Here is an 18,709-nt window from a genome sequence, read left to right on the forward strand (position 1 = left end):
CCCGCCCGGCGGCCGCGCGGTCGTCTCCGGTCGCGGTCCCCGGTCGCCGGTCGCGGCCTTCGATCGCGGTCCTGGGTCACGGCCTCCGGCACGAAGGGACCTGACACGGCGTGAGCATAGGATCCGATGGTTCACGGAGCATCGATACCGGCGGAGGCGCCCACCCATGTCCGATCAGCGCGTTGTCATCGTGACCGGCGGCGGTACCGGCATCGGGGCGGCCACCGCCCGGCTGCTACGGGCGGAGGGCTGCCGGGTGGTGGTCTCCGGGCGGCGGTCCGAGCCGCTGGAGCGGGTGGCCCGGGAGACCGGCGCGCTCGCCCGGGTGTCGGACACCACCGACCCGGACGACGTGCACGCCCTGGTGGAGGAGACCGTCTCCGCCTTCGGCCGGCTGGACGGGGTGGTGCTCAACGCCGGTGTCGGCCGGGGCGGTTCGGTCGGCGACGTCACCCTGGACGACTGGGAGCTGGTGATGCGCACCAACCTCACCGGTCCCTTCCTCGTACTGCGGGCCGCCCTGCCCCACCTGCTGCGGTCGCGGGGATCCGTGGTGGCGGTCTCCTCGGTCTCCGCCCTGCGCAACGGGGTGGGGAACGCGGCCTACGCCACCTCGAAGGCCGCGCTGCTGCAGCTCTGCCGCTCGCTCGCCGTCGACTACGGCCACCGCGGGCTGCGGGCCAACACCGTCTGCCCCAGCTGGGTGCGCACGGAGATGGCCGACCGCCGGATGGCCCGCTTCGCGGACGAGGAGGGACTGGCCGACACCGACGCGGCGTACCGGGAGGCGACCCGGCTGACGCCGACCGGCCGGCCGGGCGAGCCCGAGGAGGTGGCCGCGGCGATCGGCTGGCTGCTGTCCCCGGCGGCGAGCTACGTCAACGGCGCGGTCCTCACCGTGGACGGCGGGGTCACCGCCCTCGACCCGGGCACCACGGCCTTCGACTTCCGGCTGGAGCCGCGGCACGGCGCGTGACACCGCCCGGGCTCGTCCGACCGCGAGCCGGTCGCCCGGCTGGTCGGCGCTCCGCACGCCCTGTCGAACCCGCCGTCCGGGCACGGGGGCCGCTGCCCGCCCTGCTGCGGCTGCGGGACGCCACCCTCCCGCTCTGCTCGCCCTCCCGGGGCCCCGGACCCGGACGACACGATCCGGACGGGGCTCGGCGACCTCGCCGCGCCGCAGCCGGGCGCCGGCCTGCTCCGTCCGGTGCGGGCGGCGGTGGCCGCCCGGGCCGCTCCGGCCGGTCCGGTTCGCGGTGCGACGGGGCCCCGGCGGCGAACCCGGCCCGGGACGGCAGGCATGAAACGACCGATCCGGGTCAGACGAGGCACGCACCGCGCCCGTTCGTCGTCGACAAGGAGCCGTAGCGTGAGCGACATCTCCCACCTGCCCGGCACACCGGAGCACCGTTGGAACCGGCCGCAGCACGCCGCGTGCCGGAGCACCGACGGCAGGCGCCTCTTCCAGCGCGTGGGCGCCGCCGACGCGGGCCACGGCGAGGCCGAGGAAGCGGCCAAGGCCCTCTGCGGTGACTGCCCGGTGCGGATCGAGTGCCGCCGCCACGCCCTCGCCGCGCGTGAGCCGTTCGGCGTCTGGGGCGGGCTGGGCGCGGAGGAGCGCCACGCCCTCTTCGTCCACGACCGGACCGTCGTCCGCCCGGCCGCCTGACGTCCCGGGCTTCCTGCGTTCCCGGACGCCTGACGTCCGGGGCTTCCTGACCTCCCGGGGTCGGTCGCACCGCCGGACGGCTCCGCAGCCCTGGAGCCGGGACCGATCCCCGAGCCCGGCCGGCCGAGGCCATGCCGCGGCCGGCCGGGCACCGGCAGCCCCGCACACGCGGGCGGCGGTGGCGCGGCGGGGCTCCTCGCCCGCGCCGCGCCACCGTCGCGGACGGCACGGCGCACACCGTGCCGCCGTGGTGGCGGTCAGCCGCGCCGGACGGCCAGCTCGATCTCGCGGGCGGTCCCGTCCCCCGGCGCGGGGAGGTGGTGGCCGGTGGGCTCGAAGCCGGTCTTCCGGTACATCGCCCCGGCCCGGCCGTTGGCCTCGTGGACGAAGAGCCGCACCCGCTCGACGCGCGGCTCGGCGAGCGACCAGGACCAGTCCAGGGCGGCCTCGAAGAGCCCCTGCGCGACACCGCTGCCGCGCGCCTCGGACCGCACGAAGACGCCGACGACATGGGTCTGCGCCTGCTCCGGGACATCACCGAAGAAGGTCGCCGTACCGGCGTGCTCGACCAGCACCGAGACGGTGCCGAGCCAGCGCCCGTCGGCCGCCTCCGCGACGAACTGCCGCGCGGCGACGCCCTCGGCCGCACCGGCGGCGCGCTCCTGCCAGAACTCGTCCGGCTGGGCGGCCGCCTTCTCGTAGCTGTCGTGGAAGGCGATGGGCGCCGCCGGATCGAGCAGCGCGTCCAGCCGGAGCTGCTTGATCTTCGGCCAGTCCTCGGCGTCCACCGCCCTGATGATGTGCTTCATGCGCATGATCATCCCACCGCCACCGGCCGGCCCCGCAGCGGGGGGAGCCGCCCGCCCGAACGGCGGGACGAAGGCCGGCAGCTCGGCGACGAGCAGCAGGTCCCCGTCCCCGGAGGCGGGCGGCGAAGGAGTGGACACCCCGAGTGGATCTTCGAGGCTCCCGGGCCGGTTCCCGTGATCCGCGTCACCGGGGCCGCCCGGGGCGGGGCGACGGACCTCGGGCACCCGCCCCGCCGGTGCGGTCAGCGGCCGAGCACCGCGTCCGCGGCCTGGCCCGCCTGGGCCTGCTCGATGCGCTTGGCCAGCAGGACGGCGAGGCGCTGCGCCGTCGCGGTGTCCACCGGGCCGTCCTCGGTGGTCACGGTGGCGACCACGGTGCCGGCCCGCATCACGACGGCGATGCCGTCCCGGCCGCCGGGCTCGCCCTGCCAGGCCCGGCTCTCGGTGCCGATGGCGGGCAGTTCCACGGCGTGGTAGCGGGTGGCGTCGCCGTACGCCGCGTACGCCGCCTTGAGCTTGTCCTGGGCGGCCGCCTTGGTCGGCAGGGTGTCGACGAGGAAGCGCGCGACCACGTCGCCGGAGCTGAACCTCGCCTCGCCGCTGAGCGGCTTGCCGTTGCAGGCCGCGGGGTTCTGGCAGTCCGCGGAGTGGTCGGTGAGGTCGACCCGCCGCTTCTCCTGCTCCCAGCCGGTCATCGCGGCCTGGTCCGGCATCAGCTGCAGGACGGCCCGGTAGTCGAGCAGCGGCGTCGCGGCGTCGCTCCAGACGGGCATCGGGACGGCGCCGGCCGCCGGGCCGCCACCGGGCGCGGCCGTACCGCCGGACGGCGCCGCGCCGGGCGCCGGGGCGCCGCCGGCGGCCGCACCGGGCGAGGCGCCCGCGCCGCCGGTGGAGGCCTGCGGCGACGCGGTGCCCGCACCCGCGCTCGCCTCCGCGCTCGCACCGGCACCGGCCGTCGCCGTGCCCCGGCCGGCCGCCGCGGCGCCGGCGCCCGAGGCCTTCGAACCGCTGGAGCCGCAGGCCGTCAGGACCCCCAGCAGCACCCCGGCCGTAGCCACCGTCATCGTGCGACCGACCAACTTCACAGCACTCTCCCTCGTACCCCGGTGTCCGTGGACCGCCAAGGAACCATAGCCCCGACCTCCCCGGCTCCGTCCCGCCCCTCCCCCTTCGCCGGTCGGGGCCCGTTCTCCGGGCTCCCGCGCCCGGCTGCGCCCGGGCCCGGCCGCGGATACGCTGACGCCGACCCCCGCCGTCAGCGCCTGAGGCCCCCATGAACCACTCGCTGGTCCTCTCCGCCGTCCCGCGGCTCGCCGGCTCGGCCATCCTCGGAGCGGCCCTCGGAACGGTCGTCGCCGTCCTGACGGGCGTGCCGCTGGGCGTCCTCGCCGGCATCGCCGGAGCGGAGACGGCCTTCGTCGTGGCGGGGTGGATCGTCCTGTGGCCGATGGACGCCGCCGCCACCCGCCGCAACGTCCGGCGCGAGGAGTTCCGGCCCGCCCTGGAGGAGTTCGCCGTCGTCACCGCCGCGCTGTGCGGACTGGTCGGCATCGTGCTGCTGTTCCTGGCCAGCCGCTCCGACCTGAGCCGGGCCGCGGCCGCGACGGCGCTCTGCGGCGTGTTCACGGCCTGGGCGGCGCTCCACCTGATGTACGCCACCCGCTACGCGTACATCTACTACGGGAGCCCCGGCGGCGGGATCGACTTCAACACCGAGGTCCCGCCCCGGTACAGCGACTTCCTGTACTTCAGCTACAACCTCGGCATGACGTACCAGGTCTCCGACACCAGCGTCTCCAGTACCGGGCTGCGGGCGGTCGTGCTGCGGCACTGCCTGCTGTCCTACGTCTTCGGCGCCAGCATCCTGGCCACCACCATCAACCTCGTCGCCGACATCGCCACCGGCCGCTGAACCGCCGCCCGGCCCGGCGCTCCGGACCCCTTCGGACGGCCGCCGGGTCAGTGCCCGGCCGGGGCCAGCAGGGCGTCCGCGAGCGCGGTGCGGGCGTAGAGGACGGAGCGGCCGCTGCGGTGCGCGGTCACCAGGCCGGCGTTGCGCAGGGCCGTCAGGTGCTGGGAGACGCCGGCCGCGGACAGGCCGGACCGCTGGGCGAGCCGGGTGGTCGACGCGGGCGTGTCGAGCTCGGTCAGCAGCATCGTGCGGGAGCGGCCCAGCACGGCGGCCACCGCGTCCGGGGAGGTGGTGGCCCGGGGCTCCCAGAGGTTGCCGATCCCGCGCGCCGGATAGGCGAGCTGCGGCGGCTCCGGCGCCACCGACCGGGTCAGCACCTTCGGCCAGGCGAACGCGGAGGGCACCAGGAGCAGCCCGGAACCGACCTGGTCACGGGTCAGCGCGCAGTGCCGGCGGACCAGCCGCAGGGTGCCGTCGTCCCACCGGACGGAGTCGTGCAGCTCGTTGAGCACGTGGGCCGAGCCGTGCTCCGCCACCTGCCGCGCCCGGTGGAACACATCGGCTTCGAGCAACCGCCGGATCCGCTCCCAGTAGGGCGCGAGGGCGAGCTCCCAGTAGGCCTCGACCTCCGCGGCGACCTTCGCCAACGCCTCCTCCGGAGCCTCGGACAGGATCCCGAACCGGGCAGGCGCCCCGTCGTCGCGCTCGGCGGCCAGCATCCCGAGCTCGACCCGCACCCGCTCGGGCGCGGTCCGCCGGATCGCCTCCAGCTCGGTGGCGAGCGTGGGGAACGGACCGGCCGGAGTCGGATTGAGGAAGTCCGCGAGGTAGCCGTCGACGGGCACGAGCTCCGCCAGCCACCCCCGGTCGAGCCCCGCCCGCACCAGCCGCGGCCGGACCTGCTCGGCCCACCGCCGGTACAACGGCTGCTCGTCCGCCCGCCGCAGCAGCCGGAAGCTGGTGACGACCTCCCACATCGGCGACACCGCGAAGCGCGTCTGCGCCAGGTCCGCCGCGGAGAAACTCAGCCCCGACTGCATCCGCCCCACCCTCCCTCGCCCTCCGCCCGAGCCTAATCGACGGGGCCCGGGGCATCGACGAACTCGCCCTCGAACCGACCCCCTCGCTGCCCTCCCAGCGTCGACCGCCTGCGGGAGGACTCGCGGGAGACGCCGCCCGGGTCGGGCATCTACATCGTCCGGCCGGGCAGCGGGGCGCGGGACATGACCATGGTCTGACCAGGTCCGGCCGGGCAGGGTGGACCTGGATGCGACCAGGTGGGCGGGGGCGTCGGGCCGGGGACTCGGGCGGCGGTCGCCCCTTCCGTCACCACGGCCCCGGCCCGTACCGCCACGCCTCCGGGCCGCACCGCGTCGACCGGTGGCAGGTACGCCCTGGTCCGGTGCCCGATCCTCAGCCCGGCCGCTTGGCCATGATGACCACGCCCGGTCCGACGTGCTCGTCCGCGGGGAGCCGGAGTTCGGCGACCGGGCGCAGTCCGGCCTGCTCGATCAGGTGCGTGAGCTGCTCGGGCCGCCACTTGTGGGTCGTCCAGCGGACGGGGACGCCTCCGTAGGCCTCGGTGCGCAGCGCGTCCTCGTCGCCGACATGGGTCGCGGTGATGAAGTGTCCGCCCGGCACCAGGGCGCGCGCGAACATGGCGAGGACCTGGGGAAGGACGTCACGCGGGAGGTTGAACAGTGACCACCAGCCGAGCAGGCCGCCGTGGGAGGCGTCGGCGAGGTCCAGGTCGGTGGCAGAGCTGACGCCGAACCGGCACTGCGGGTGAAGGCGGCGCGCGTTCTCGATCATGCGGGGGGAGAGATCGACGCCGGACACGTCGAGGCCGCGCTCGGCGAGGTAGGCGGTCACCGTTCCGGGCCCGCAGCCGACGTCGAGCACGGGCCCGAGGCCGCTCACGGTGTCGGCGAAGGCGTCGATCGACGCCTTGAGCCACGGGTGGGTCCGGATGTCGCCGATCCCGGTGGTCGTCACCATGTGGGCGTAGTTGTCGGCCACGCGGTCATAGGACTCGCGGACCACGTCGAGATCGGACGGTCGGTCGATGGGGTGAGCGCGCATCAGCCAACGATAGGCCTGTGCGACGGTCTGCCGCCGGGGTCTTGTGGCCGTGGTCGCCGCTTGCCCGGGGAACCGAGCCTGCCGGCTCGGCCGCGGTGACCCGGTCCGGCGGGCATCAGGGCGTGCCCTGACGGCCTGTTGATCGTTGCTTGATTGGTCCGTCACCAACACCCCGTCGGCCGAGACGCGTACGGGACGTGACGCCGGAACGCCCGTGGCGAGGACGGGCCGACGGGTGGCGGCGGTGCGCCGGGACCGCCGGCGCACCGCGAGTCGAGAGAGGGAGCACCTGTGCGTATCACCGACCTGGCCCGCTGCGAGGCCCGTCCGGGGCGTGTCATGGAATGGACCCTCCACCCGTCCACCATCGACGCCGCCACGGACCTGGCGGACGACCTCCGCCCGCTCTCCCACCTCCAGCAGTCGCACCTGCGCACCGCGCGGACCGTACGCGACAACGGCCTGACCATGCCGACCTGGATCGGCACCCGGTTCAGCCTGCCCGGCCCGGCGGACCCGGCCGTGCTGGAGGCCACCCTGCTCGACTGGACCCTGCGCCACGAGACGCTGCGCAGCGGATTCCGCCGCCGCACCGAGGGCGTCCGCCGGTTCACGATCGGCGCCGGTTCGGTGGCCCTGCACCGGCACGAGGCAGGGGTGTTCGACCGGGCGGAGGAGCTGGTCACCTACCTGCAGAACCGTTTCGACGCCGCGACGAACGCGCTCGAATGGCCGAACTACATCTACGCGGCCGTCCTGCGCGAGGACGGCACGGACGTCTACCTCGCCTTCGACCACAGCAACGTGGACGCGTACTCGCTGTTCCGCATCCCCGCCGAGGTCCACGAGCTCTACGACACCCGCCGGGGCGGCGGCGAACCGCGAGCGGTCGAGGTAGGAAGCTACCTCGACTTCTGCGAACTCGAATGCGCGCACGCGGAGCAGGTCGACGAGATCCACTCGGCGGTCGCCCGCTGGCGGGAGTTCATCGCCGGCTGCGACGACCGGCTGCCGAGGTTCCCGCTCGACCTCGGCCTGGAGCCGGAGGAGCCGATGCCCGCCCAACGGCTGATGACCGAGATGCTGGTGGGCGAGGAGCACGCCGCCGGGTTCGAACGGTACTGCCGCCCCTTCGGGGGCACGCTGGCCGGCATCCTGGCCGCCAGCGCGCTGATCGCCCGGGACCTCGGCGGGCACGACGTGTACCGGACGGTGGTGCCGTTCCACACCAGGGCGGCCTCCCAGTGGCAGGACTCGCTGGGCTGGTACGTCGGCGTCGTACCCATCGAGATCCCCGCGGCCGACGCCCCCGACTTCCGGAGCGCGCTGGCGATGGCACGCTCCGAGCTGCACGCGAACCGCCGGCTCGCCCGCACCCCGCTGGCCCGGATCCTGCACCTGCTCGGCTCGGACTTCCGTCCGACCTCGCCCGACCTGCACTCGCTCATGTCGTTCGTCGACGCCAGGGCCGTCCCCGGAGCCGAGCGCTGGACCGAGCAGAACGCCTGCGCGACGGTCCGGGTCTCCCACGGCGACCAGGCCTGCGTCTGGATCACCCGACTCCACGAGGGTCTGCACCTCGCCTGCCGCCACCCCGACACCACCGTCGCCGCCCAGTCCCTGCGCGCCTACGCGGACGCGCTGCGCGACACCGTCGTACGGGTCGCCGAGGACGGCGGCGACCTCGTGCCGGGGAGGAAGCACGCAGTGGTGGACGCCCTCGCTCCCCTGCCGGCCTGAGTGGCCCGAGTTGCCCGAGTTGCCTGAGCGGCCTGAGTGATGGGGGCGGCCTGAGTGACGAGGCGGCGGCCGCGTTGGGGGCCGGCCCCGACCGGCGGTCCTCGCGTTCACCCGATTCCGGTGGACGAGATCGGCCGGATCGGACGGTTGGACGGCTGGTCCATCGCGGGGCATCGCCCGGGTCAGTAATAGCCCTTGGTGCCGTCGAGGAGCTCCCGGACGATGTCGGCGTGGCCGGCGTGGCGCCCGGTCTCCTCGACGAGGTGGATCAGCATCCAGCGGAGGTTGGCGCCACCGGAGCGGAAGCCGGAGTGACGGCCGACGTCGTCCAGGGAGGCCGCGGCGACGATCTCGTTGCTCCGGGCGCACTGGGCCTCGTACTCCGCGAGCAGCTCGGCCAGGGAGCGGTCGCCGGGCTGCCAGTCGGCGTCCTCGCCCGACTCGGCGAACGACGGGTTCTGCTTCTCGTCGCCGCCGAGGAACAGGACCTCCAGCCAGGTGTGCTCGGTCCAGCGCATATGGGTGATGAGGCCGGCCATCGTCATGGCCGGTGAGCTCGGGAGGACGGAGCGACGAGCGTCCTCCTCCGTCAGCCCCTCGCACTTCCAGCGAAGGATCTGCCGCTGCAGGTCCAACCAGCCGATGAGCGCGGTACGTTCGTCGGCCTGAAGTGGGGGGCGTTCCAGTTCGGGTGTCATATCGGCGCAGGCTACCGGCCTGCCCGGGGCCCTGGCACCTGGTTTTCCGGACGGCCGGCGTCGAACGGCCGGCGCCGGCCGGTCGGTGTCGGCCGGTCGGTCGAGCGACTCGCCCACGGGCGGGTGACGCGGGGTGGCGGGCGGGCGCGCCGATGCTAGAAGTCCGGAAGCGGAGAAGCTCCCGTAACGGATCGAGGCAGCAGTGAACTCCCTTGCCGAGGCAAGCCTCCGGCTGGATGCCGAGCCGGTCGACTACGTCCTGCTCGCCGTCTACTTCGCCCTGGTGCTGGGTATCGGCTCGCTCGCCCGCAGGTCGGTCTCCTCCAGTCTGGACTTCTTCCTGGCCGGCCGGTCGCTGCCCGCCTGGATCACCGGCCTGGCGTTCATCTCGGCCAACCTCGGGGCGGTGGAGATCTTCGGGATGACCGCCAACGGCGCGCAGTTCGGCATCCCGACCGTGCACTACTACTGGATCGGCGCGATCCCGGCCATGGTCTTCCTCGGCCTGGTCATGATGCCGTTCTACTACGGGTCCAAGGTGCGCAGCGTCCCGGAGTTCCTGCGGTTGCGGTTCGGCCGCTTCGCGCACCTGGTGAACGCGCTCAGCTTCGCGCTCGCCCAGGTGCTGATCGCCGGGGTCAACCTGTACGCGCTCAGCACGGTGGTCAACGCCCTGCTGGGCTGGCCGCTGTGGTCCTCCGTCCTGGTGGCGGCGCTGATCGTGCTGGCGTACACGACCCTGGGCGGGCTCTCGGCCGCGGTGTACAACGAGGTGATGCAGTTCTTCCTGATCGTCGCCATGCTGGTGCCGATCACCCTGGTAGGGCTGCACCGGGTGGGCGGCTGGGACGGGCTGAGCGACCGGATCCGGGCGGTGAACGCCGACGCGGCGGAGCAGTTGAACGCCTGGCCGGCCAGCAACCTGACCGGGATCGCCAACGCCACGCTGTCCGTGCTGGGCATCGTGTTCGGCCTCGGGTTCGTGCTGTCGTTCGGCTACTGGACGACGAACTTCGCGGAGGTGCAGCGCGCGCTGGCGGCGAGGAACATGTCGGCGGCCCGGCGCACGCCGCTGATCGGCGCGTACCCGAAGGCGCTGATCGCGCTGGTCATCGTGATCCCGGGGATGCTGGCCGCGGTCCTCTCGCCGGAGCTGGCGCGGTACAAGGCGGCGGGCGGCACGTCGACCGAGGGCGTCACGTACAACAACGCGATCGAACTGCTCATCCGCGACCTGCTGCCCAACGGCATGCTGGGGGTGGCGATCACCGGGCTGCTGGCGGCCTTCATGGCGGGCATGGCGGCCAACGTGAGCTCGTTCAACACGGTGTTCACCTACGACCTCTGGCAGGCGTACGTGGTCAGGGGCCGGTCGGACGCGTACTACCTGCGGGTGGGCCGGACGGTCACCGTGCTCGGCTGCGCGATCGCGGTCGGCACCGCGTTCATCGCCAGTGGCTACAACAACATCATGGACTACCTCCAGACGCTGTTCTCGTTCTTCAACGCCCCGCTGTTCGCCACGTTCATCCTGGGGATGTTCTGGAAGCGGACGACGCCGCTCGCGGGCGGGATCGGGCTGATCGTCGGAACGGCGGCCGCCGTGACGGTGGACCAGCTCGTCCGCCACGACGTGCTGCACCTGGCGGGTCAGGGGCCAAGCTTCGTCGCGGCGAGCGCCGCCTTCGTCCTGGACATCGCGGTCAGCGTCGCGGTCTCGCTGGCCACCCGGCCCAAGCCCGACAGCGAACTGGTCGGCCTGGTCTGGTCGCTGACGCCCAGGGACCGGATCAAGGAGGGCGACACCGCCGAGGACGCGGGCTGGTACCGCAGCCCCGCGCTGCTCGGGGCCGGGGCCCTGCTGCTCGCCACCGTACTCAACGTGATCTTCTGGTGAGAGGAGCGAGGACATGACGGATCCGACGACGGGGGCGGCCGGGCCGGCGGCCGTGAAGGCCGGGATCTTCGACCTGCGCCTGATCCTCGCGCTGCTCTTCTGCGTCTACGGCACGGTGCTGACCGTGCTGGGCGCCACCGCCACCTCGCAGGCCGACCTCGACCGGGCGGGCGGCGCGAACGTGAACCTCTGGGTGGGCGTCGGCATGCTGGTCGGGGCGGCGCTCTTCGCCGGCTGGGCGAGGCTGCGGCCGGTCCGGCTGCCGCCGGGAGCGGCGGAGCCGACGGGCTCCACGACGGGCACCACGGGGCCGGAGCAGTAGGGCCGCCGCGGGTACGGGGTGGAGCGGCCGGCCGGGGCGGACGCCCGTCCTCCGGCGGCGGTGCCACCACCGGGCGGCGGTGTCACCACCAGGCCGGGCGCTGCCAGGGTTCCACGGTCACCCGGCCGACCGGGAGGATCACGGCGTTGCGACGGCGCCGCAGGGCGTCCGGGGTGTCGGCCCTGAGGAGTGCCGCCTCCCGCGCCTGGCCGCTGCTGTCGGCCCACTCGACGAAGGTCTGGGTGCCGGCCCGGCCGTCGGGGAAGGTCACCGGGACGGTGACGCACCAGGGGCTGCTGCTGCGCCCGCTCCAGGCGGCGACCTGACCCGCGCCCCGGGCGGTGCAGGACGCCGCCGGCACCGGGGCGGACTCCGATGGCGGGGCGAAGACGGATGCGAACATGGCTCTCTCCGGGTGTGACGCGCCTGCGGAAGCCGTGCTGTCTTCTTCCGGGTGGCGGATTCCGTCGCCGAGCGGCGTTTCGGACCGGCGGCGCTGTGGGGGCGATGCGGGTGGGGGCGGTGCCGTGTTCGGTACCGGGAGGAGAGCGGGGTGTGCTCCATCATGTTTCAACAGGTTCAAACACTTATGAACAACATGAAACGCCGATTGCGGAAGGGCGTCAAGACCTACCGGACGGAAATGTTCGCGTGCGGGGCGGCTCGCCGCAGTGGTCCGTTCACCGGCTCGGAACCCGCCGGGGAGCGCTTCGCCCGCCATCGGATCCTGGTGCGGCCCACCCGGTCCACGCTCAGCGAGTTCCGCAGGGAGCTCACCGGCCTCACCCAGTGCGGGCTCCACGCGGGGGTCGGAACATCGCCGCGCTCAGCCCTCCACCTGTCCGAGCGGACCGACCGACCCCCGGCGTCGGCGGCTTGAATCCGCCCTCTGGCCGAGGGGCGCCACTGCCATCGGGGGATCCGGTCGGCAGGCCGGGACACCTCGCCGACAGTAGACGCCGTGCCGGGGCGAGCAGCCTGCGGCCCGGGTGGTCGGGTCGGCTCAGTCGCGCAGATGGGCCGTGAGCACGTCGCCCGCCGGGTAGGGGCGTTCCGCGGGGAGCGACTGCCGGGCGGCGTCCAGTGCTCCGTCCCTCACGTGGGCGTGGATCGCCTGCGCGAGCGCGGTGACGTCGCGGATCGAAACGATCCACTCCTCCGCGTAGCGCTCAGCGGCCTCGCCCGTGAGGCCGAGTTGCAGGGACCGGTGAGCGAGCGGCCGCAGGTGCAGATCGCGTTCGGGGTCCCACTGCACCCGGGCCGGGGCTCGCTTCAGCCGGCGCTTCCAGTCGCCGCGGTCGGGATGCAGTCCGGGTTGGTAGTGGGCCAGGCAGGCGTTCTCCAGGGCCCATTCGAAGCCCTCGCGGGTGATCTCGACCGCCAGCACGGTCTCCTGGCCCTCCTTGCCCGCCCATCCGCAGCGATACATCATCCAGAGGAACGAAGGCTTGATCCACGTCATCCGGTCCCGCCGCCAGGCTGCGGGAAAGCGACCGTCCAGTGCGGCGGGCAGGCCGATCTCCGGCGCGTACGCCTGGTAGACCGTCACTGTCGTGTCCGTGTAGCTGGCGCGGATCTGGTGCTTGGGTTCTGACACGGTGACCAGAGTCGACGGTAGACGCGCTCGGCGCCATCGAATTACCCCGTCGAACGGCGCTGGTTGAGCGCTGAGCGCGACCAGGCCTCTCGGGCCGGGCTCGGGCGGTGCCGTCCCCCCGCTCCTCCGGATGCTCCTATAGACGTCAAGCCGCAGGAGCAAGGTCGGGTTGGGTGATTCGTGAGGTTGGAGTGCTGGTCAGTGCGCGGTAGACCTCGCGGGCGACGAAGCCGACCCCCGCGCCGCAGAACGCCGGGCCTGGCGCCACTGACCGGTGGCACTCGCAGGCCGGTACGGGTCGGCCCGGGTCGACCCGCGGGGCTCTGCCACCTCACTCGATGTCACTCGATATCACTCGATTCCAAGGGGGCCGACGCCCAGGTCCTCACGCATGAGGCGACGCATCCGCGCCATGGCCTCGCGTCGCCGCGCTATCAGGGGCGCGTCGTCGGCCGAGCCGACCGCCGCTCCCCGGGCGTAGGCGTCGCGGATCGCCCGCAGGCAGTGGAACGCCTCGTTCCCGGCCTCCACGACCGGCGACGGGCCCACGAGCCACAGGCGTTCGCTCGCCGTGTAGATGCCGGTGCGCCGCACCGCCTCCCGCACCGCCGCGTCGCGGGCCGAATCTGACATGTGGTCGCCCAGGGCGACGGCCCGGATCTCCTCACCCGCGGCCTTGAGCGCGGAGACGTACTCCGTGTAGACCTCGCGCCGCACGTCCAGCGCATGCCTGGCCTCCTCCCGCCGCCACCGGTTGCGGTCGGCGATCAGCGTGGCGGCGATGCCGATGACGGCACCGGTCAGTGTGGAGAGCAGAGGCGTCCAGTCCATGCGCCCCAGCTTGTCCAAACCGCTGGGCCGGCACCAGTGGCTTTCGCTGCGAACGTCCGGGGCCGGCCACACGGGAGCCTTCCGCGCGACGGGAGGGACCGGATCCGGGACGGCCCCGGGGCCGTCCTGGTGGGGTGCGCGCGGTACTTCAGCGGCCGGGGACGACGATGCCCTGGGTGGACGGCCTACCTTGTGCCGAGCCGTGCCGTGTCAGCGGCCAACCCGGGTTGTCCGCTGGTCACCTGGGCCGCAGCCGAGCCCGGTGGATGGACAATCGGACATTCCTGCACTGTGGGCTTCACCAGGCCATCGGCCAACGTGTCGAGGCCCGCGACGGGACACCCCGGGGCTTCCGGCACGGAGACGGTCCCCCGGCAGTCCCGTCCCGGCCCTGGACACCCACCGCACTCGAAGGAGCTCGCCATGCTCAAGAAGCACCTCGCGACGGTCCTCGCGGCCACGGTCCTCGCCGGAGGCTTCGTGGGCCTCTCCGGCGGCGCGGCCCACGCCTACCCCCGGGTCAACAAGTGCGGGAGCGCGTACGACTTCAAGCAGAGCTGGGACATCACGGACAACGCCCAAACGAGCGTGGTGGTCGGCTTCATCGACATCTACTACAACAGCGGAAACGGGATCAACTGTGCGATCGCCCGCGGGAAGGACGGGGCCGTCACCGGTCACCACGACATCCGGGTCGCGATACGACGCTCCGGAACGAGCGACTGGATCCAGGACGGCGCCGGGAGCAACTACTCCAGCTACGCGGGCCCGGTCTACACGTACGCCAAGGGGGCCTGCATCGACTTCGTCGGCGGGCTGATGTACAACGAGTTCGCAGGTCAAGGGGCATCCGGCTACAGCTCCAAGCACTGCGGCTGAAGCGAGGAAGACGTACAGCGGCGAGGAGAGTCCCGAGCGCCGGGGCCCGGCAGACGGAATAGTCCGAGCAGGGCCGAGGCTGGGCTGATCATGAGTGAGATTCTTGTGACGGGCGCGACCGGCAACGTCGGCCGACACGTCGTTGCTCGGCTCCTGGCCGCGGGCGCCGGGGTGCGGGCGCTGGCGCGTGATCCCGAAACGGCCGGGCTGCCGGAGGGAGTGAAGGTCGTCAGCGGGGACCTGTCCGCGCCGGCCACGCTCGATGTGGCGCTGGAGGGGACCAGCGCAGTGTTCCTGGTCTGGCCCTTCCTGACGACCGAGGGCGCGCCCGCCGTACTGGAGGCGCTTGCACGACGTACCGGGCGCATCGTCTATCTCTCGTCGTCGGGCGTCGACGAGGCGGCCGAGCGGCAGACCGATCCGATCAACCAGCTCCACGCCGACATGGAGCGCATGATCGAGGAATCCGGCCTGGAGTGGACTTTCCTGCGGTCGAACACCATCGCGTCCAACGCGCGGGGGTGGGGCGAGCAGGTCCGCGCCACGCGCACCGTTCGCGGTCCCGGTATCGCCGCTACCGCGGTGATCCACGAGGGCGACATCGCGGCTGTGGCGGTTCCTGTCCTGACCGGTGACGGGCACGTGGGCGCGAGGCTTGTCCTGACGGGTCCGCAGGTACTGAGCAGGGCCGAGCAGGTCCGTGCGATCGGGGAGGCCATCGGTCGCCCGGTGGCGTTCGAGGAAGTCCCCGTAGAGGTCGCGCGACGGCAGATGCTCGCTGACGGCAGGCCACCCGCACTCGTCGAGGCGCTGTTGGCCAGCGCCGAGACCCGGCCCGCATCGAACGTGATCACCTCCACCGTGGAAGAGATCACCGGAGTTCCCGCGCGCACGTTCCGCACCTGGGCGGAGGAGCACGCGGAGGAGTTCCGCTAGGTTCGCCGTCCGGGTCCAGGACACCGGCCGCCCCTCACCCAGCACCAGGTCCCGGCGATCCTCGGCCGCCGGGGCCTCGTCGCACTGCCTGGATGGTCCGCGTGAACATCGAGATGTCCTGCCGGATCCGGGTGCGAGCCGCGGACGCCACGGACTTGCCGGCCCTCGTCGCCATCGACGCGATCGCGGCCGCCGGCGACGAAGCGCGGGCCCGGAGCATTCGTCGGTGGTTGGACCAGGGATCCGTCAGCGTGGCCGAAGATCCGTCAGGCATCCTGGGCTACGGCGTTCTGGAGTACACGTTCTTCGAACAGGGCTTCGTGACCATGGTGACGGTCTCGCCGGGCGCACGCCGACGGGGCGTCGGCGCCCGCCTTCTCCAGGCCGTCGAAGCACGCTGCTCCACCCCGAAGCCGTTCACCTCGACGAACGTCTCGAACCATCCCATGCAGCTGCTGTTGCAGCAGCTCGGCTGGCACCCGGCCGGCCTGGTCCACGGCCTCGACGAGGCGGACCCCGAACTGTTCTGCCTCTGCCCGCCCGAGCGACTCCGGCCACGCTGGATCGGACTCGGCCCACACCGGCGGGTCGGACCGCGCACCGGTGAGCTTCCCGCGTCACGCTGGTCTCCACGCCGGACACCCACGACGGAAGGCTGGCCATGCGGAAGCTGATCTACGGCATGAACCTGACCCTGGACGGCTACGTCACCGCCGCCGGGGACGACATCGGCTGGAGCGGACCGCCGAGCGACGAGCTGTTCCAGTGGTGGCTCGACCAGGAGCGGGCGAGTGGCCTGACCCTGTACGGGCGCAAGCTGTGGGAGACGATGAGCTCCTACTGGCCGACCGGCGACGAGCAGCCCGATGCCACCCCGGGGGAGATCGCGTTCGCGCGGAACTGGCGGGACACACCGAAGGTGGTGTTCTCCTCGACGATGACGGCCGAGGAGGTCGACTGGAACACCCGCCTGGTCACCGGCGACGCGATCGCCGAGATCACCCGGCTCAAGGCCGAGGACGGCGGCCCGATGACCATCGGCGGCGCGACGCTCGCCGGGGCGGCCATGCGCGCCGGGCTGATCGACGAGTACGCGATCGCCACCTATCCGGTCCTGGTGGGCGGCGGGACACCGTTCTTCACCGCGCTGGACAGCTGGGTGGACCTGAACCTGGTGGAGACGCGGACGTTCCCCGGCGGCGTGGTCATGACCAGGTACGAGACGAGGCGTTGAGCAGCAGGAGGTACCGGGGCTCGCGGGCCGAGGCGCGCGGCCCCCGTTCGGGCCGGGTGGCGACCACCCGATCCCGTGGACGAAGCGTGGCGCGGTCAGGGGTGGGGCCGGCTGGCCGACGTGCCGTTCACCCGGCGGGCACCGCCGTCGCCGGTGGGGGCGTCGTGGTCGCGGTCCTTGCGGTTGGGGGCGAGCAGGTCGAGCAGTGCGCTGATGCTGAGCCCGGCCTCGGCGGGGTGTCTGAGCAGGGTGCCGGAGGCGATGCTGTAGTGGGTGCGCCGCCCGGCGCGGTCGCGGGTGAGGTAGCCGCCCTGGTCGAGGTCGGTCACGATCGCCTGGACGGCGCGCTCGGTCAGCTGGACCTCCACGGCGATGTCCCGCAGCCGGATGCCGGGGTCGCGGGCGATCGCGGCCAGCACGCGGGCGTGGTTGGTCACGAACGTCCAGCTTGTTCTCGCCGTGGGTTCCTCGAGTGCCATGCCCTCTACCGTAAGACGAAAGATTCAGATTTCGCTACACATGAATCGAATTTCGGGTATCTCTTGACGTGAATGTGGCTGCGGGCCACGCTGGAAGGGTCTCAGCCCGCCCCTTCCCTCCCCAAGGACCCGGCCATGACCGAAGATCCGTCCGCTACCGGCGCCGCAGGGTGCTCCGCCGTGCAGCCGCCGTCCGTACCGCGGCGCCTGACCGGCGGCCCGGACCTCACGGTCACCGCCGGAGCACACCGCACCCTGGTCCAGGTGGCCGGGGAGATCGACATGGACAGCGCGGACGGCCTGCGCGAGACCCTGGAACGACTGCTCCACCAGAGCGGCACCGGCCTCGACCTCGACACCTCCGCCGTCACGTTCTGCGACAGCTACGGCCTCAACATGCTCCTGCGCCTGCGACTGACCGCCCTGCGCGCCAAACGCCGCCTCACGATCACCGACCCGGGCCCCCGCCTGGAGCGGCTCCTGGCCCTCACCGAGACCACCGCCCTGTTCACCCTCGACGGCCACCCCGACGGGGCCACACCGCCCGGCGGCACCCGCCCCGCCGACGCCAAAACCGGCCTCCACACCAAACCCGTCCGCACCACCGGCCTCCTCAACGACACCCCGGCCGAGCCCCCCGGCTCCATCCTCGAGGGGAAGCACCTGCCATGACCACCCCCGCCCCGGCCACCGGCCGCGCCCGCGGCGCGGTCCGCCGGCTCCCGGCCGTCGCCGAACGGCCCGGCCTCGCCGGCCTCGCCGACCAGCACGACAGCTTCGACCAGCGAGGCAGTGCGCCGTGAGGGACGCCACGCGCTACGCCATCGCCGTCCGCGGCCCGAACGGCACGACACGCACCGTCATCGTGCACCGCACCGACCGCCTCGGGCCGGCCCACGAACCCGTCTACGAGGACACCACCGGCGGATTCCGCTTCCAGATCAACGGCTCGACCGCCGAAGTCCTCGTCCTGCCCACCGGCTACGGCACTGCCCACCCCTGCCTGGAAGCCGTCCCGATGCCCTGATCCGCCCCACCGGCGGGGCCCGCTCCGGGCCGTCGCGGATGCCCGGCCCGCTCAGGCCGTCAAGATTTCTCCGTCCATCGGTCACGTTCCCTCGGCGAGGTCCGTCGATGAAGTGAGGCGGACCGCCTGACCGACCGATGGAAGGACCACACGGTGCTGACGAACATCATGTACGTAACGCTCTATGTCACCGACCAGGACCGCGCGCTGAGGTTCTACACGGAGCAGCTCGGCCTGGAGAAGCGCGTCGACTACCCCGGTCCTGACGGGCGCTTCCTCACCGTAGGTGTCTCCGGCGGCCCGTTGGAGATCATCCTCTGGCCGCACGCCGCGGCCTCGGGGCAGCCGGCCGCGCTGCGGCCGGGCACGACGCCTGGTCCGGTCTTCCTCGAATCGGACGACCTGCGGGCGGACTTCAAGGTGCTCCGCGAGCGCGGTGTGACCTTCGACCAGCCCGAACCGGAGGACTACGGGTACGGGATCCGGATCGAGGCCGTGGATCCCGACGGGAACCGGATCTCGCTGCGCCAGCGGGCGACCTGGCAGAGCAAGGGCGATGCCTGATCCTTCGTAAGGCCCGGTGGGGCCGGCGCGGTC

Annotated in this window: 23 protein-coding genes; 14 read left to right on the plus strand and 9 right to left on the minus strand. The window is 72.9% G+C overall.

Features of this window, described 5'->3' with window-relative positions:
* The first annotated feature begins 166 nt into the window (after nt 1-166).
* A complete protein-coding gene (locus tag ACZ34W_RS20755; RefSeq protein WP_329485740.1) occupies nt 167-976 on the plus strand; it encodes an SDR family NAD(P)-dependent oxidoreductase in 810 nt (269 codons plus the stop codon).
* Between the two features lie 393 nt (nt 977-1,369).
* Complete coding sequence (locus tag ACZ34W_RS20760; RefSeq protein WP_329485741.1) at nt 1,370-1,669, plus strand: WhiB family transcriptional regulator; 300 nt, start codon at nt 1,370-1,372, stop codon at nt 1,667-1,669.
* A 257-nt stretch (nt 1,670-1,926) separates the two neighbouring features.
* On the opposite strand, the gene ACZ34W_RS20765 is transcribed toward ACZ34W_RS20760, so the two are convergent.
* Entirely contained in the window at nt 1,927-2,616 is a 690-nt protein-coding gene (locus tag ACZ34W_RS20765; RefSeq protein ID WP_465606045.1) for a GNAT family N-acetyltransferase, read from the minus strand.
* Nucleotides 2,617-2,720: 104 nt separating this feature from the next.
* Complete coding sequence (locus ACZ34W_RS20770; RefSeq protein WP_465606047.1) at nt 2,721-3,563, minus strand: hypothetical protein; 843 nt, start codon at nt 3,561-3,563, stop codon at nt 2,721-2,723.
* 188 nt (nt 3,564-3,751) lie between these two features.
* Here ACZ34W_RS20770 and ACZ34W_RS20775 point away from each other — a divergent pair, with 188 nt between their 5' ends.
* Nucleotides 3,752-4,390 carry a DUF1345 domain-containing protein gene (locus ACZ34W_RS20775; protein WP_359807514.1) on the plus strand — a complete coding sequence of 213 codons (639 nt, stop codon included), beginning with the start codon at nt 3,752-3,754 and terminating at the stop codon, nt 4,388-4,390.
* 47 nt (nt 4,391-4,437) lie between these two features.
* On the opposite strand, the gene ACZ34W_RS20780 is transcribed toward ACZ34W_RS20775, so the two are convergent.
* On the minus strand, nt 4,438-5,430 hold the full coding sequence (locus tag ACZ34W_RS20780; RefSeq protein WP_465606049.1) for an ArsR/SmtB family transcription factor: 993 nt from the start codon (nt 5,428-5,430) through the stop codon (nt 4,438-4,440).
* A 373-nt stretch (nt 5,431-5,803) separates the two neighbouring features.
* On the minus strand, nt 5,804-6,472 hold the full coding sequence (locus ACZ34W_RS20785; RefSeq protein WP_465606052.1) for a class I SAM-dependent methyltransferase: 669 nt from the start codon (nt 6,470-6,472) through the stop codon (nt 5,804-5,806).
* 291 nt (nt 6,473-6,763) lie between these two features.
* On the opposite strand from ACZ34W_RS20785, the gene ACZ34W_RS20790 reads away from it, so the two are divergent.
* Nucleotides 6,764-8,212, plus strand: a complete 1,449-nt coding sequence (locus ACZ34W_RS20790; RefSeq protein WP_465606054.1) for a condensation domain-containing protein — start codon at nt 6,764-6,766, stop codon at nt 8,210-8,212.
* Between the two features lie 182 nt (nt 8,213-8,394).
* Here the strand turns inward: ACZ34W_RS20790 and ACZ34W_RS20795 are convergent, their stop codons facing one another.
* Nucleotides 8,395-8,910 carry a DinB family protein gene (locus ACZ34W_RS20795; RefSeq protein WP_329485751.1) on the minus strand — a complete coding sequence of 172 codons (516 nt, stop codon included), beginning with the start codon at nt 8,908-8,910 and terminating at the stop codon, nt 8,395-8,397.
* 202 nt (nt 8,911-9,112) lie between these two features.
* Between ACZ34W_RS20795 and ACZ34W_RS20800 the strand changes: the two genes are divergently transcribed.
* Entirely contained in the window at nt 9,113-10,807 is a 1,695-nt protein-coding gene (locus ACZ34W_RS20800; protein WP_465606056.1) for a sodium:solute symporter family protein, read from the plus strand.
* Between the two features lie 13 nt (nt 10,808-10,820).
* Nucleotides 10,821-11,129, plus strand: coding sequence for a hypothetical protein (locus tag ACZ34W_RS20805; protein WP_329485753.1), 309 nt, complete (start codon nt 10,821-10,823; stop codon nt 11,127-11,129).
* Nucleotides 11,130-11,211: 82 nt separating this feature from the next.
* Here ACZ34W_RS20805 and ACZ34W_RS20810 read toward each other — a convergent pair whose 3' ends face one another.
* The 3 genes from ACZ34W_RS20810 to ACZ34W_RS20820 form a co-directional block, all read right to left on the minus strand.
* Complete coding sequence (locus tag ACZ34W_RS20810) at nt 11,212-11,532, minus strand: hypothetical protein (protein WP_329485754.1); 321 nt, start codon at nt 11,530-11,532, stop codon at nt 11,212-11,214.
* Between the two features lie 600 nt (nt 11,533-12,132).
* Nucleotides 12,133-12,726: a DUF4291 domain-containing protein gene (locus ACZ34W_RS20815; RefSeq protein WP_465606059.1), complete on the minus strand. Its 594-nt coding sequence runs from the start codon at nt 12,724-12,726 to the stop codon at nt 12,133-12,135.
* A gap of 351 nt (nt 12,727-13,077) precedes the next feature.
* A complete protein-coding gene (locus ACZ34W_RS20820) occupies nt 13,078-13,557 on the minus strand; it encodes a hypothetical protein (RefSeq protein ID WP_329485756.1) in 480 nt (159 codons plus the stop codon).
* Nucleotides 13,558-13,980: 423 nt separating this feature from the next.
* On the opposite strand from ACZ34W_RS20820, the gene ACZ34W_RS20825 reads away from it, so the two are divergent.
* The 4 genes from ACZ34W_RS20825 to ACZ34W_RS20840 all read left to right on the plus strand — a co-directional run bounded on the left by ACZ34W_RS20825 (nt 13,981) and on the right by ACZ34W_RS20840 (nt 16,606).
* Nucleotides 13,981-14,436 carry a hypothetical protein gene (locus tag ACZ34W_RS20825; protein WP_465606061.1) on the plus strand — a complete coding sequence of 152 codons (456 nt, stop codon included), beginning with the start codon at nt 13,981-13,983 and terminating at the stop codon, nt 14,434-14,436.
* 90 nt (nt 14,437-14,526) lie between these two features.
* Nucleotides 14,527-15,372, plus strand: a complete 846-nt coding sequence (locus ACZ34W_RS20830; protein WP_465606063.1) for an NAD(P)H-binding protein — start codon at nt 14,527-14,529, stop codon at nt 15,370-15,372.
* Between the two features lie 101 nt (nt 15,373-15,473).
* Nucleotides 15,474-16,046: a GNAT family N-acetyltransferase gene (locus ACZ34W_RS20835; RefSeq protein ID WP_465606065.1), complete on the plus strand. Its 573-nt coding sequence runs from the start codon at nt 15,474-15,476 to the stop codon at nt 16,044-16,046.
* Nucleotides 16,034-16,606 (plus strand): dihydrofolate reductase family protein, encoded by a 573-nt coding sequence (locus tag ACZ34W_RS20840; RefSeq protein ID WP_329485761.1) that lies wholly within the window; start codon nt 16,034-16,036, stop codon nt 16,604-16,606. The genes ACZ34W_RS20835 and ACZ34W_RS20840 overlap by 13 nt, the downstream gene beginning before the upstream one ends.
* A gap of 95 nt (nt 16,607-16,701) precedes the next feature.
* On the opposite strand, the gene ACZ34W_RS20845 is transcribed toward ACZ34W_RS20840, so the two are convergent.
* Complete coding sequence (locus tag ACZ34W_RS20845) at nt 16,702-17,085, minus strand: helix-turn-helix domain-containing protein (RefSeq protein WP_329485762.1); 384 nt, start codon at nt 17,083-17,085, stop codon at nt 16,702-16,704.
* Nucleotides 17,086-17,220: 135 nt separating this feature from the next.
* On the opposite strand from ACZ34W_RS20845, the gene ACZ34W_RS20850 reads away from it, so the two are divergent.
* The 4 genes from ACZ34W_RS20850 (at nt 17,221) to ACZ34W_RS20865 (ending at nt 18,676) form a co-directional block, all read left to right on the plus strand.
* A complete protein-coding gene (locus tag ACZ34W_RS20850) occupies nt 17,221-17,757 on the plus strand; it encodes an STAS domain-containing protein (protein ID WP_465606068.1) in 537 nt (178 codons plus the stop codon).
* A complete protein-coding gene (locus ACZ34W_RS20855; protein WP_465606070.1) occupies nt 17,754-17,888 on the plus strand; it encodes a hypothetical protein in 135 nt (44 codons plus the stop codon). Before ACZ34W_RS20850 ends, ACZ34W_RS20855 begins: the two co-directional genes overlap by 4 nt.
* Nucleotides 17,885-18,112, plus strand: coding sequence for a DUF6296 family protein (locus ACZ34W_RS20860; protein ID WP_329485765.1), 228 nt, complete (start codon nt 17,885-17,887; stop codon nt 18,110-18,112). The genes ACZ34W_RS20855 and ACZ34W_RS20860 overlap by 4 nt, the downstream gene beginning before the upstream one ends.
* A 153-nt stretch (nt 18,113-18,265) precedes the next feature.
* Entirely contained in the window at nt 18,266-18,676 is a 411-nt protein-coding gene (locus tag ACZ34W_RS20865) for a VOC family protein (protein WP_329485766.1), read from the plus strand.
* Nucleotides 18,677-18,709 lie beyond the last annotated feature (33 nt).

This window comes from Kitasatospora sp. NPDC022856, assembly GCF_055561235.1.